14 protein-coding genes are annotated in these 12,035 nt (G+C 71.8%); 10 read left to right on the top strand and 4 right to left on the bottom strand.

All coding sequences use genetic code 11. The annotated features are described in order from the left end of the window. Positions 1-7 precede the first annotated feature (7 nt). From ABZ815_RS37670 to ABZ815_RS37640, 7 genes are read left to right on the top strand one after another with little or no spacing between them, the layout of a single operon-like run. Positions 8-313: an antibiotic biosynthesis monooxygenase gene (locus ABZ815_RS37670; RefSeq protein ID WP_357705980.1), complete on the top strand. Its 306-nt coding sequence runs from the start codon at positions 8-10 to the stop codon at positions 311-313. 14 nt (positions 314-327) lie between these two features. Then, on the top strand, positions 328-1,266 hold the full coding sequence (locus ABZ815_RS37665; protein WP_357705979.1) for an alpha/beta hydrolase: 939 nt from the start codon (positions 328-330) through the stop codon (positions 1,264-1,266). Next, entirely contained in the window at positions 1,263-1,874 is a 612-nt protein-coding gene (locus ABZ815_RS37660) for a methyltransferase domain-containing protein (protein ID WP_357705978.1), read from the top strand. The genes ABZ815_RS37665 and ABZ815_RS37660 overlap by 4 nt, the downstream gene beginning before the upstream one ends. Beyond that, a complete protein-coding gene (locus ABZ815_RS37655) occupies positions 1,875-3,098 on the top strand; it encodes a low temperature requirement protein A (protein WP_357705977.1) in 1,224 nt (407 codons plus the stop codon). Then, complete coding sequence (locus tag ABZ815_RS37650) at positions 3,095-3,637, top strand: 2Fe-2S iron-sulfur cluster-binding protein (RefSeq protein WP_357705976.1); 543 nt, start codon at positions 3,095-3,097, stop codon at positions 3,635-3,637. The genes ABZ815_RS37655 and ABZ815_RS37650 overlap by 4 nt, the downstream gene beginning before the upstream one ends. Beyond that, positions 3,634-4,593 carry a xanthine dehydrogenase family protein subunit M gene (locus ABZ815_RS37645; protein WP_357705975.1) on the top strand — a complete coding sequence of 320 codons (960 nt, stop codon included), beginning with the start codon at positions 3,634-3,636 and terminating at the stop codon, positions 4,591-4,593. Before ABZ815_RS37650 ends, ABZ815_RS37645 begins: the two co-directional genes overlap by 4 nt. Beyond that, entirely contained in the window at positions 4,590-6,647 is a 2,058-nt protein-coding gene (locus ABZ815_RS37640; RefSeq protein ID WP_357705974.1) for a xanthine dehydrogenase family protein molybdopterin-binding subunit, read from the top strand. The genes ABZ815_RS37645 and ABZ815_RS37640 overlap by 4 nt, the downstream gene beginning before the upstream one ends. On the opposite strand, the gene ABZ815_RS37635 is transcribed toward ABZ815_RS37640, so the two are convergent. Further along, the gene (locus ABZ815_RS37635) at positions 6,601-7,521 is read right to left on the bottom strand and encodes an AraC family transcriptional regulator (protein ID WP_357705973.1); all 921 of its coding nucleotides are present in this window, start codon (positions 7,519-7,521) and stop codon (positions 6,601-6,603) included. The genes ABZ815_RS37640 and ABZ815_RS37635 overlap by 47 nt on opposite strands. 325 nt (positions 7,522-7,846) lie before the next feature. On the opposite strand from ABZ815_RS37635, the gene ABZ815_RS37630 reads away from it, so the two are divergent. From ABZ815_RS37630 to ABZ815_RS37620, 3 genes are all read left to right on the top strand, one after another. After that, positions 7,847-8,233 carry a transposase gene (locus ABZ815_RS37630; RefSeq protein WP_357705972.1) on the top strand — a complete coding sequence of 129 codons (387 nt, stop codon included), beginning with the start codon at positions 7,847-7,849 and terminating at the stop codon, positions 8,231-8,233. Positions 8,234-8,302: 69 nt separating this feature from the next. Continuing rightward, positions 8,303-8,704, top strand: coding sequence for a hypothetical protein (locus ABZ815_RS37625; protein ID WP_357705971.1), 402 nt, complete (start codon positions 8,303-8,305; stop codon positions 8,702-8,704). Further along, a complete protein-coding gene (locus ABZ815_RS37620) occupies positions 8,640-9,185 on the top strand; it encodes a transposase (RefSeq protein ID WP_357705970.1) in 546 nt (181 codons plus the stop codon). Before ABZ815_RS37625 ends, ABZ815_RS37620 begins: the two co-directional genes overlap by 65 nt. A 38-nt stretch (positions 9,186-9,223) precedes the next feature. Here ABZ815_RS37620 and ABZ815_RS37615 read toward each other — a convergent pair whose 3' ends face one another. Genes ABZ815_RS37615 through ABZ815_RS37605 form a run of 3 tightly spaced genes read right to left on the bottom strand, consistent with a single transcriptional unit; the run spans position 9,224 to position 12,026 of the window. Then, complete coding sequence (locus ABZ815_RS37615; protein ID WP_357705969.1) at positions 9,224-9,646, bottom strand: S26 family signal peptidase; 423 nt, start codon at positions 9,644-9,646, stop codon at positions 9,224-9,226. Next, positions 9,643-11,481: an ABC transporter ATP-binding protein gene (locus ABZ815_RS37610; RefSeq protein WP_357705968.1), complete on the bottom strand. Its 1,839-nt coding sequence runs from the start codon at positions 11,479-11,481 to the stop codon at positions 9,643-9,645. The genes ABZ815_RS37615 and ABZ815_RS37610 overlap by 4 nt, the downstream gene beginning before the upstream one ends. Then, positions 11,478-12,026, bottom strand: coding sequence for a hypothetical protein (locus ABZ815_RS37605; protein WP_357705967.1), 549 nt, complete (start codon positions 12,024-12,026; stop codon positions 11,478-11,480). The genes ABZ815_RS37610 and ABZ815_RS37605 overlap by 4 nt, the downstream gene beginning before the upstream one ends. Positions 12,027-12,035: the final 9 nt, after the last annotated feature.

Raw genomic sequence — 12,035 nt, 5'->3', positions numbered from 1 at the left:
TGATCCCATGACCATCGGCCACGGCTTCCACGCCGCCATGACCGCGCAGCCCGGCCGGGGCGACGACCTGATCGCCGCCCTGCTCGACGCGCCGTCCCTGCCGAACGACGACTGCCGTGTCTTCCTGGTCGGCCGCTCGGCCGGCGACCCGGACACCGTTTACGTCACCGAGGGCTGGGTCAGCCAGGAGGCCCACGCCAGGTTCTTCGCGACCGAGCAGGCACAGACGTTCGCCGCCGCCCTCCAGCCGCTGCTGGCCGGGCAGCCGCGATACGCCGACGAGATTCCCGTCGGCGGCAAGGCCGCCCTGTGAACGAGGAGACCACCATGCCCCGTCCCGGCCTCGACCCCGAACTGCGCGCGTTCCTCGCCGACCTGCCTCCCATGCCCGAGCTCGACGCGGAGGTGCTCACCGAGCTGCGCAGACTGCCGTCCACGCCAATCGACGTCATCCTCCAGGGCCGCGCCGCCGGCCACCGCGAGATCACCGCGCCCGTCCCCATGTCGATCTTCACCCCGGCCAGGACCGGTCACGCGCCGGCCCCGTGCGTCTACTGGGTCCACGGCGGCGGCATGGTCATGGGAGACCGCTTCTCGCAGATCGACATCCCCCTGGACTGGCTCGACCTGTTCGGTGCCGCCGTCGTCTCCGTGGACTACCGGCTGGCGCCGGAGGCCACCGGCACGATCCCGGTCGAGGACTGTTACCAGGGCCTGCTCTGGGTCGCCGAGCACGCCGATGAGCTGGGCATCGACCCGAGCCGGATCGTCGTGGCGGGGGTCAGCGCCGGCGGTGGCCTGGCCGCCGGGCTCACCTTGATGGCCCGTGACCGGGGCGGGCCGCCGATCGCCGGGCAGGTGCTGATCTGTCCCATGCTCGATCACCGCAACGACACCGTCTCAAGCCGCCAGTACTCCGGCGCGCCCGGGGTCTGGACCCGCGAGATGAACGCGTTCGGCTGGCGATCGGTCATCGGCCGCGGCGAGGTGTCCGGCTACCTGTCGCCCGCGATCGCCGACGACCTGTCCGGCCTGCCGACCACCTACGTCGACGCCGGGACGGCCGAGGTGTTCCGCGACGAGGACGTCGCGTTCGCCACCCGGATCTGGGCCGCGGGCGGCCAGGCGGAGCTGCACGTCTGGGCGGGCGGTTTCCACGGCTTCGACGCGCTGTGCCCCGGGGCTCGGGTCTCGGTCGCGGCCCGGCGTACCAGGAACGACTGGCTCGCCCGGGTGCTGGGCACGTCTCCCGGAGCCGTCCGGTGAGCGCCCACGACCGCGCCGCGTTCCTGCACGAGTTCGCACGCGCCCCCTTCACCGTCGGCGCGGTCGCGCCGAGCGGCGAGCCGCTGGCCGACCTGATCACCGCGCCTGTCACACGTGACGCTGACCCGCTGGTCGTCGAGGTCGGTCCGGGCACGGGCGCGTTCACCGCGGCGATCCAGCGCCGGCTCGGCGGCCGTGGCCATCACCTGGCCGTCGAGGTCAACGAGCGCTTCGCGCGGCGTCTCGCCACCCGGTACCCCCGGATCGACGTCGCCGTGGCCGACGCCCGGGACCTGGGCGAGGTGCTCGCGGCGCGCGGCCACCACCGCGCGGACGTCATCGTGAGCGGACTGCCCTGGGCGGCGTTCACCGCGAACCGCCAGCACGACCTGCTCGACGCCCTCACCGGCGCCCTCGCCCCGCACGGCGCGTTCACCACGTTCGCGTACGCGCACACGCGATGGACGCCGCCGGCGCGACGGTTACGGCGATCCCTGGACGGGCTGTTCGAGGAGGTCGTGGTCAGCCGGACGGTGTGGGCCAACGTGCCGCCCGCGTTCGTCTACTTCTGCCGCCGGCCCCGTGTCGCGGCCCTGGCCCTCGATTAGATGCGGCAGAAGACTTCGCCGGTCGGCGAGGACCACCGGGCGACGCCCTTCGAACTGTTCTTCGACCTCGTCTACGTCTTCGCGATCACGCAGCTCACCGGCTCCATGGCACGCGAGCGCGACGCCGACGGCGTGTTCCGGGGGCTGCTGATGCTGGCGCTGCTGTGGGGCACCTGGTCCGGCTACACCTGGCTGGGCAACCATTCCCGGGCGGACGGCGGTCTGCTGCGGGGCGGGATGGTCGTCGCGATGGCGGCGATGTTCGTGGTCGGCCTGACCATCCCGGAGGCGTGGGCCGATGGACCGGGCGCCTTCGTGCTGGTGGGCGCCTACCTGGTGGTCCGGTGGGTGCATCTCATGGTCTTCGCCGTGGCCGCGGACGGTGACACCGGGCTGCGCCGTCAGATCGCCATCACCTGGCTGCCCATGACGGCGAGCGCGGCGCTCCTGGTGTCCGGGACGGCGCTGGGGAGCTGGACGCAGGTGCTGCTGTTCGCGGTCGCCCTGGTGGTGGACTGGGCGGGCATCTACCTCACGGCCAGGAACGGTCACTGGCGGCTGCGCAGCCCGACGCACCTGACCGAGCGGCACGGGTTGTTCCTGATCCTGGCCATCGGCGAGTCGGTCGTCGCCGTCGGCGTCGGCGCCGCAGGACGGCCCATCAGCGCGGGGCTGCTGCTGGCGGCCGTCCTCGGCATCGCCGTCGCGGTGTGCCTGTGGTGGCTCTACTTCGACGTGGTGGCGGGCGCGGCGGAGCGCAGGCTGCGCGGCGTACGTGGCGAGGAGCAGGTCATGCTGGCCGTCGAGGCCTACACCTACGGGCACTTCCCCATGATCGCCGGGATTCTGCTCACCGCTCTGGGCGTCGAGGGCGTGGTCGCGCACGCCGGCGAGGGTGCGCACTTGGGTGTGTTCTCCGCGCTCGCGCTCCATGGCGGGGTCGCGCTCTACCTCGTGGGACATCTGCTGTTCAGGCTCCGGACGCACCGCACGCTCGGCCGCCGGCGACTGGTCGCCGCCTGCGTCGTCCTGGCCGCGGCGCCGGTCGCCGCGGTTCTCCCGCCGCCGGTCGGGCCGGTCGTCGTGGTGGCCGTCCTGGCCGCGCTGATCGCCGCCGAGAGCCGCCCGCCTCGTGAGCAGGAATGGGCAAGGACGCGCGAGCTTCGGGGATCGTCCGCCCGGCGCGGGACTGATTACCTAGCCCCGAGAGAAGGAGGACGATGACGAACCATCACCGCAGCGTGATCTCGCTCCAGGTCAACGGCGTGCCGCACCGGCTGGACGTCGACAACCGCACGACGCTGCTGGACGCGTTGCGCGAGGACGTCGGCCACACCGGCCCCAAGAAGGGCTGTGACCACGGCCAGTGCGGCGCGTGCACCGTGCTCCTCGACGGCCGGCGGATGGTCTCCTGCCTCACGCTGGCGGTGGCCGCCGAGGACGCCGAGGTCACGACCGTCGAAGGGCTGGCCGGTGACGGCGAGCTGCTGCCGCTGCAGCGGGCGTTCATCGGGCTCGACGGCTTCCAGTGCGGATACTGCACGTCCGGGCAGCTCTGCTCGGCGGCCGGGATGCTGGCCGAACACGCGGCGGGCTGGCCCAGCGCGGTCACCGCCGACGTGTCCCCGGACGGCCCCCCGTCGGTGCTGGACACGGCGGAGGTGCGGGAGCGGATGAGCGGCAACCTGTGCCGCTGCGGCGCCTACCCGTCCATCGTCCGGGCCGTGCTGGAGACGGTCGCCCGGAAGGAGATCGCGGGATGAGGGAGTTCGCCTACGAACGCGCGACGGACGTCCGTCAAGCGTTGATCGCAGCCGGCGGCGGCGCCCGGTACCTGGGCGGCGGCACCAATCTCGTCGATCTGATGAAGGCCGGGGTGGAGGCTCCCACGAGGCTGGTCGACATACGGCGGCTGCCGCTCGCCGGCGTCGCCGAGGCCCCGGACGGCGGGCTGGTCGTCGGCGCCACGACGACCAACAGCGACCTCGCCGCCCACCCCGAGGTACGGCGGCGCTACCCAGCGCTGAGCCAGGCGGTGCTGGCCGGCGCGTCCGGCCAGCTCCGCAACATGGCCACGGTGGGCGGCAACCTGCTCCAGCGGACCCGGTGCGCCTACTTCGCCGCGCAGGTGTGCAACAAGCGCGTCCCCGGCTCCGGCTGTCCCGCGATCGCCGGGGAGCACCACAACCACGCCGTCCTCGGCTGGACGCCGAGCTGCGTGGCCACCCATCCCTCCGACATGGCGGTCGCGATGCTGGCGTTCGACGCGGTCGTGCGTTACGAGACGCTCGACGGCTCCGGGGAGCTCCCGCTGGCGGAGTTCTACCCGCCCGTCGGGGACACGCCGGACCGCGAAACGGCGCTGCCGCCTGGCGCGTTGATCACCGCGGTGGCCCTGCCCGGGAGCGCGGTGTCCCCGCGCTCGCGCTACCGGAAGGTCCGCGAGCGCGCGTCCTACGCCTTCGCCACCGTCTCCGTCGCGGCGGCGCTCGACCCGGACGACGGCTCGGTGCGCATCGCTCTCGGCGGGGTCGCCTCGCGGCCCTGGCGCGCCCGCACCGCCGAGGCTTTCCTGTCGGACGCTCCCCTCACGCCCGAGGCGTTCCGGGCCGCCGCGGACGCCGAACTGGCCGCCGCCGAACCGCTGCCAGGCAACGGCTACAAGGTGAGGCTGGCCGGCAATCTCATCGAGACCGTCCTGAAGGAGCTCCTGCCATGAAGAACGCGGTCGGGGTCGCGCGGCCGCGGATCGAGGGCCGGGCCAAGGTCACCGGCGCCGCCCGCTACGCCGCCGACGTGCCGGTGCCTGGCCTGGCCTTCGGCGTGGTCGTGCTGGCCACCGTGTCGCGGGGCCGCATCAGGGACATCGACGTCTCCGCCGTCCAGGGCATGCCCGGCGTGCTGGGTGTGATCGACCACCGGAACGCGCCTCGTCTCGACCCGGCGGCGGGCGGCTTCTTCGGCCCGGACGGCCAGTTGCAGCTGTTGCAGGACGAGGTGATCCCCTTCGCCGGACGGCCCGTCGCGCTCGTCGTGGCCGAGACGCTCGAACAGGCCCAGGCAGCGGCCGAGGCGCTGCCGGTGACCTACGACGAGGAGCCGCACGACACGGCCTTCACCGCCGACCACCCGGCGAGCCGTCCAGCGGTGACGATCTTCGACGAGCCCGTGGACGTCGGCGACGTGGAGGCGGAGCTCGCCGCGTCCAAGGTGGTGGTCGAGGAGCGGTACCGCACCCCCGAGGAGCACTGCAGCGCCATGGAGCCGCACTCGGCGACCGCGTGGTGGGAGGGCGAGCACCTGGAGGCGATCGACTCCAACCAGGGACCGTTCTCCGTGGCCCGCACCCTGGCCACGCTGTTCTCCTTGAGCCCGGAACTGGTACGCGTCCGCACCGAGCACGTCGGCGGCGGCTTCGGCTCCAAGGGACTCTGCGGTCCGCAGCTGATCCTGGCCGCGATGGCCGCGCGGCTGTTCGGCCGGCCAGTGCGGGTCACGCTCACCCGCGCCCAGGTGTTCCTGGCGACCGCGATGCGGCCCGCGACCGACCAGCTGATCCGGATCGGCGCCGACGCGGACGGCCGGCTGCGGGCGATCCACCACGAGGCGGCGTTCGAGATCTCGCCGCTGGTGGAGTACCTGGAGGGCTGCACCGAGCTCACCAAGACGCTCTACGCGGCCCGCGCGATCCGGACCCGGCTCAGCGCGGTGCCGCTCGACATCCTGCCGCCGTACTCGATGCGGGGACCGGGCGCCGCGCCCGGGTCGTTCGCCCTCGAATCCGCCATGGACGAGCTGGCCGAGCAGCTGGGCATGGATCCGCTGGAACTGCGGCTGCGCAACGAGCCGAAGGTCGGTCCTGTGTCCGGCCTGCCGTTCAGCAGCCGCAATCTGGTCGCGTGCCTGCGTGAAGGCGCACGCAGGTTCGGCTGGGACACCCGCGATCACCGGCCGCGGACGCGGCGGAAGGGGCCTCTGCTGGTTGGCACGGGGCTGGCCGCGACGTCCTTCAGCGCCGGGGCCTTCCCCTCCTCGGCCACGATCACCGCCGAGGAGGACGGGACCTTCACGGTCGCCGTCGGCGCCACCGACCTCGGCACCGGCGCGCGCACCGCGCTGACCGCGATCGCCGCCGACGCGCTGGCGGTCGGCACGGACCGGATCCGGCTCCGGATCTCCGACAGCGGCCTCGGTCCCGCGTGGGGCGCGGGCGGTTCCCGGGGGACCACGTCCTGGGGCTGGGCGATCACCGAGGCCGCGGAGAAGCTACGCGGCCAGGGCCGCCGCGGGACGGTCACGGCCGACACCACGAGCTCGCTCGGCGGGTTGCCGTCCCTGGAACGGCACGCCTTCAGCGCCGTGTTCACCGAGGTGACCGTCGATCCGATGACGGGCGAGGTGCGGGTGCGGCGGCTGCTCGGGATCTTCGCGGTGGGCCGGGTGGTCAACCCGCTCATGGCCCGCAGCCAGGTCGTCGGCGGAATGATCGGCGGGCTCTCCATGGCGTTGCACGAAGAGGGCCTGCGCGATCCGGTCTCCGGCCGGCACGTCAACGCGGACTTCGCCGGCTACCACATCGCCGCGCACGCCGACGTGCCCGACATCCAAGCCAGCTTCGTGCCCGACCACGAGCCCGGCATCCCTATGGGCGTCAAGGGCGCCGGCGAGATCGGCAACGTCGGCACGGCCGCCTCGATCGCGAACGCCGTCTGGCACGCCACCGGCGTCAGGCAGAGATCCCTGCCGATCCGTCTCGATCGCGTGCTGGAGTGAGGCGCCTGGCGTCCTGGCTCGGCGACGCGCCGAACTGGCGACGATACTCGCGGCTGAACTGGGACGGGCTGGTGTAGCCGACGCGCCGGCTGACGGCGGCGACGTCACCCGGCGCCGCGGCGAGCTGGAGCCGTGCCTGCTGGAGGCGGATCTGCTTCTGGAACTGGATCGGGCTCATCGCGGTGACGGCGTGGAAGTTGCGGTGGAAGGCCGAGACGCTCATCCCCGCCAGTCTGGCCACGTCCTCGACGCCGAAGGGCTGCGCGTAGTGGTCGCGGATCCACTGCACCGCGCGGGCGACGTGGCTGAGGCTGCTGTCGGGAAGCCCGAACTGGCGCACGATCGCGCCCTGCTCGCCCGTGATCAACCGCCACAGGATCTCCCGTTTGACCAGCGGCGCGAGGACGGTGATATCGCCGGGCCGGTCGAGCAGGCGCAGCAGGCGGACGAGCGCGTCGAGCAGCTCGGCGGAGGCGGTGCTGACCGCCAGCCCGGGCGGCGCATCGTCGCCGAGCTCCGGCAGATCGTCCGGGCCCGCCTGCAGCAACACCTCCGCGATGGCCGCCGGATGCAGGGTCAGCCCGACCCCGAGCCCGGGTCGTTCGGCGTCGGCCTTCGCGAAATGGGCGGTCACCGGCAGGTCGATCGAGGCGACGAGGTACTGCCCCTCGTGGTACTCGTACAGGCGGTCGCCCAGCGCGAACCGTTTCGTGCCCTGGGCGACGAGCGCCAGCACCTTGCCGTAGGTCGTCGGTGTCGGAGGCTGGGGGCGTTCGGCCTTGAAGATCAGCACATCCTCGATGGGAGTGGCGAGATCAGGTCGAGCATGGCGGATGAGGAGGTCGCGCAGCTCGTCGAGGGCCATGGTTCCCATCCAAACACCGCGCGAGGTTCGGCGACAATCGGGCCCACACACCCGGGTGGAGGCGTGGCGGCCGAGGAAGCAGAAGATGGCGCCAGCGCCAGTGCGCTGATCCGCCAGAGGGCCGCTCACGCCGCGGTGAGGTCGAGCCGGGTTTCCCTGTCCAGCCGGAACCGGCCGTAGGGGTTCACGTGAGCCCAGAACAGCGGGCCATCTGGCATAACCGAGCAACCGGCTGGCCCGCCGCCCAATCACCGATCAGACTTGGGACTTACTCGGGCCTTTCCCCTTGAGCGTGGACACCTTGGAGACTGGATCTTGAGGTCCAGGGGAAGAGATGTCCCTGATGGTGATGAAGAACTACCCGCCCGAGTTCAAGGCCGACGCGGTGGCGTTGGTACTGTCCAGGCCGGACCGGACGATCACGTCGATCGCGCGAGATCTCGGGGTCAGCCGCGAGACGCTGCGCGTGTGGGTACGCGCCGCGCAGGCTCAGGGTGAAAGCGGGCAACGAGCGGCCAGCCGGGTCGGACCCGGCAAGGACACCTCGGCCGGGCACCTACCCTCGGACGACGTGCTGGAAGAGGAGAACAAGCAGCTCAAGGCGCGGATCCGGGAACTGGAGCAAGAGCGCGACATCCTGCGCAAGGCGGCCAAACTTTTCGCGAACGAGACAAACGGGCCTTTCCCCTTGAGCGTGGACACCTTGGAGACTGGATCTTGAGGTCTAGATCGCTGATGTGAAATTTGGTGATCGGCTGCAGGCGTGACGAAGGGCGTCCATGGTCGGTGTGTGAAGACCGACTTGTACGCCCTTCTGACCGCACTCTATGTGCATCTGGACGATCACGTGATGCCTTCGCGGGGCCGGCCTCGCGGGCGAGGCCGGCCGCCGGTGCTGACCCCGGCCGAGGCGGTGGTCGTGGCAGTGGCGCAGGTGCTGCTGCGCTGTGATGACGAACGCCGCTGGATGCGGATGGCGGCCGGCCGGATCGGGCACCTGTTCCCCAGACTGCCGTCCCAGTCGCAGTACAACCGGCAACTGCGTGACCTGGGGCCGTCCATGTCAGCGGCGGCGCTGTGGCTGGCCCGCCAGATCCCGACCTGGCACGCACGAGCCGTTGCGACTGATGGACGGTATCCCGATCCGCTGCGGCGCCTCGCGGGTGACGGTCAACAGATCACACCTGGGTGAGATCGCCGGATACGGCATGGACAAGTCCCACCACGCCTTCTACTGGGGCGCCACGCTGATGCTGATCACCACCGCCGACGGCGCGGTGACCGGCTTCAGCCTGGCCCACCCCAAAGAGCTCGATGAACGCAAGCAGGCCCTGCACCTGCTACACGTCCACCAGATAGCCGACGGGCCATGCCCGATCGTGTGCGACAAGGGATTCGCCGGAGCCGGCATCGAGAAGGCCGCCGCCGATCTCGGCCATCTCCTGATCCGGCCGGCCCGCGAAGACGAGCCCGCACCTGCCCTGCCATTGCCCGGCTGGCTGCGTCAGCGCATCGAGGCGATCATCTGGACCCTGAAGAACCAGCTCGGCCTCGAACGCCACAACGCCCGCCACCCGAACGGCCTCTGGGCACGCATCAGCCAACGCATCCTCGCCCTCAACGCCGCCATCTGGCACAACTGGAACACCGGCGCACCCGTGAAACGGTCCTGACTGCCTACGACCACTGACCCAAACTTCACATCAGCGATCTAGCGCGGGGTCAGCTTGCGCAGGACCACGCCGAGCAGGCGGTCGGCCCTCAGGTACCCCGACACGCGGGAGTCGTACGACTGCGCGGGGTTGTCGCCCACGACGACGAGGCGACCGGCGGGCACCTGAGTTCCCGGCGCGTCGCGGAGCGCGGGGATCTGCTCGCGGGGGATCGGGTCGCCGGGGACCGCTGCCAGGCGTTTGATGATCCACCGAGTCTCACCCTCGTCCGCCATCCGTGCCAGCACGACGACCTGGCCGGTGCGGACGCGGGTGGGTCTGGCCCGCCGTACGAGGACGCGCTCTCCTGGCTGGTAGGTGGGCAGCATGCTGTTGCCCTCGACGGTCACCACCAGGTAGCGCAGCCGCAGCCAGGCCAGCGCGAGCAGCGCCGGGGCGGCGATGGCGACGACGGCGGTCACGGCGTGACCGCCAGGTCGTCGCGGTAGCCGCTGGCCTGGCGGCCGTACAGGCCCGCGTAGGTGCCGCCCGCGGCCAGGAGTTCGGCGTGCGTGCCCCGCTCGGTGACGACGCCGGCGGACAGCACCACGATCGCGTCGGCGTCGCGAGTCGAGCCGAGCCGGTGCGTGATCACCACGCTGGTCCTGCCCCTCCTGAGGCGCGCGAGCTGGGTGTGCACCTCGTACTCGGCCTCGGCGTCCAGGCCCGCGCTCGGCTCGTCGAGGATCATCAGGTCCCTGTCGCTGCGCAGGAACGCCCTGGCCAGGGCCAGGCGCTGCCACTGCCCGCCGGACAGCAGCACCCCGTCCTCCTCCTCGTCCTGCTCGGGCGCGAAATCGCGGCTGAGCAGCGTGTCATAGCCGTACGGCAGGGCCGACACCGCATCGTGGACCCCCGCCTCGCGGGCCGCGCGCTCCAGCCGTACGTGATCCTGGGCGGCGGTCAGGTCGCCGACGCCGACGTTCTCGCGGGCGGTCAACTCATAGGCGACGAAGTCCTGGAACACCGCGCCGACCCTGGCACGCAGCGACTCGGGCGGTACATCGCGGATGTCGACGCCGTCCCACAGGATAGAGCCCCGGGTCGGGTCGTAGAAGCGGCACAGCAGCTTGACCAGTGTGCTCTTGCCCGCGCCGTTGCGCCCCACGAGAGCGACCGTCTGCCCGTGCGGGATGAACAGGTCGACGCCGCGCAGCACCCACGGGTGCTCGTCGCTGTAGCGGAACCACACGTCGCGCAGCTCGATCCCGCCCCGCAGCTCGGGCAGTACGGCGGGCTCGGCGGGGGCGGGCAGCCCCGGGCCCTCGCCGGTAATCCTGATGTGGTGGTGGAAGATCAGCAACTGCTCGTGCGCCATCACGCCGGCCGACACCACCGTGTTCAGCGCGCCCTGCACGCCCGCCACGGCGGCCACGAACATCGACACGTCACCGACGCTCAGGCTGCCCTGCCCGGCCGCCAGGATCGCCCAGACCAGGCCGATCCCCGCCACCACCGCCGCCGCGCTCGCCAGCCCGGCCTGCACGGCGAACTCGCGCCTGTCCATCGAACGGCGGGCGGCGTTGGCGGTGCGCACCTCGCCCAGCATGCGCCCGCGCAGGAACGAGCCCAGGTCGAACAGCCGGATCTCCTTGGCGGCCTCCGCGGTCGACATCAGCCGGGCGTAGAACATCTCCCTGCGCTCGACCGGGCCGATCCGCCACATCATGTTCACCCGGCTGCGCGAGAGCCGCAGCTCGATCAGAAACGCGGGCAGCGCCGACAGCAGCACGAGCCCGGTGAACAGCGGGCTGATCACCAGCAGCGAGCCCACGAAGCCCGCTACGGTGATGGCGCTGCGCACGGCTGACAGCCCGGTGTCGATCAGCCTGCCGGGGTTGCTCGCGCTCTGCTGCGCCATCCGCAACCGGTCCAGGAAGGCCGGGCTCTCGAACGGCGCCAGGCCGGTGAAACCGCAGATCGCGGTGAACAGCTCGTCCTTGGCCCGCAGCGAGACCCGCCTGTCGACCTCGGCCCGCAGGTACTGCCCTGCCTGCGCGGCCGCCGCGGCCAGCGTGGTGATCATCGCGATCCCTACGGCCTGTCCCGGCAGCGCGGAGACCTCTCCGCGGGCGATGCCGTCGAGCACGGCCTTGGTCAGCCAGGCGAGCACGACCGGAGCGCCCGCGCCCACCAGCGTCACGGCCAGGTAGCCGATGACCTGCGCGGGCGCCGCCCTGCACACCATCGCGGCACCCCGCGCCGCGCCCGCGGCCAGGTGGCTGAACCCGGGGGTCTCCCGCCTGCCGCCTATCACGCCGCGGACCCGCTGGGCAGCCGCGCGACGTCGCCCACCCTTCCTGTTACCGCGCCCTCTCCGACCAGGAAGAAGCTGGGGAACGAGTTGACGTCGAACGCCGCGCTGACGGCACCGCCGCCGTCCTCGAGCACGACCTGGGCCACCGGGGACAGGCTGCCGACCATCTGCTCGTGGCCGCCGCCGTGCCCGTCGACCACGACGAGCACCCGGGATCTGTCCTGGCCAGATGCCCAGGAGACGAGTTCGGGCAGCTTCTTGCGGCAGGTGGCGCACTCGGCTGCGATGAACGCGACCACCGTGTCGTCGGGGAGCTTGTCTCGTGCCACCACGGCGCCGTCCACCGTACGCACGTCGAAGTCGCCGACACGGTCGCCTACGGCCAGGCCACCCTTCCCGAACAGCCCGCCCATCTCCACGACCTCGTCCAGGGCGTCGATCAGCTTGACGTGTTCCTTCAGCCGCCTGGTCACGGCGAGGGTCATCGCCAGGTCGACCAGGCACAGCACGCCGACAAGCACCGCGACGGCGATCACGAACGGCACAGCACACCT

The organism is Nonomuraea sp. NPDC047529 (assembly GCF_040642995.1).
GTDB lineage: Bacteria > Actinomycetota > Actinomycetes > Streptosporangiales > Streptosporangiaceae > Nonomuraea.
The sequence above is the reverse complement of the archived record's forward strand: the minus strand, read 5'-3'. Positions and strand labels throughout refer to the sequence as shown.

Bases quoted from the DNA above. Each gene is read 5' to 3' on its own strand.
- ABZ815_RS37670 (WP_357705980.1), top strand. From the start codon at position 8: ATGACCATCGGCCACGGCTTCCACGCCGCCATGACCGCGCAGCCCGGC.
- ABZ815_RS37665 (WP_357705979.1), top strand. From the start codon at position 328: ATGCCCCGTCCCGGCCTCGACCCCGAACTGCGCGCGTTCCTCGCCGAC.
- ABZ815_RS37655 (WP_357705977.1), top strand. From the start codon at position 1,875: ATGCGGCAGAAGACTTCGCCGGTCGGCGAGGACCACCGGGCGACGCCC.
- ABZ815_RS37650 (WP_357705976.1), top strand. From the start codon at position 3,095: ATGACGAACCATCACCGCAGCGTGATCTCGCTCCAGGTCAACGGCGTG.
- ABZ815_RS37645 (WP_357705975.1), top strand. From the start codon at position 3,634: ATGAGGGAGTTCGCCTACGAACGCGCGACGGACGTCCGTCAAGCGTTG.
- ABZ815_RS37640 (WP_357705974.1), top strand. From the start codon at position 4,590: ATGAAGAACGCGGTCGGGGTCGCGCGGCCGCGGATCGAGGGCCGGGCC.
- ABZ815_RS37635 (WP_357705973.1), bottom strand. From the start codon at position 7,521: ATGGGAACCATGGCCCTCGACGAGCTGCGCGACCTCCTCATCCGCCAT.
- ABZ815_RS37630 (WP_357705972.1), top strand. From the start codon at position 7,847: ATGTCCCTGATGGTGATGAAGAACTACCCGCCCGAGTTCAAGGCCGAC.
- ABZ815_RS37620 (WP_357705970.1), top strand. From the start codon at position 8,640: ATGGACGGTATCCCGATCCGCTGCGGCGCCTCGCGGGTGACGGTCAAC.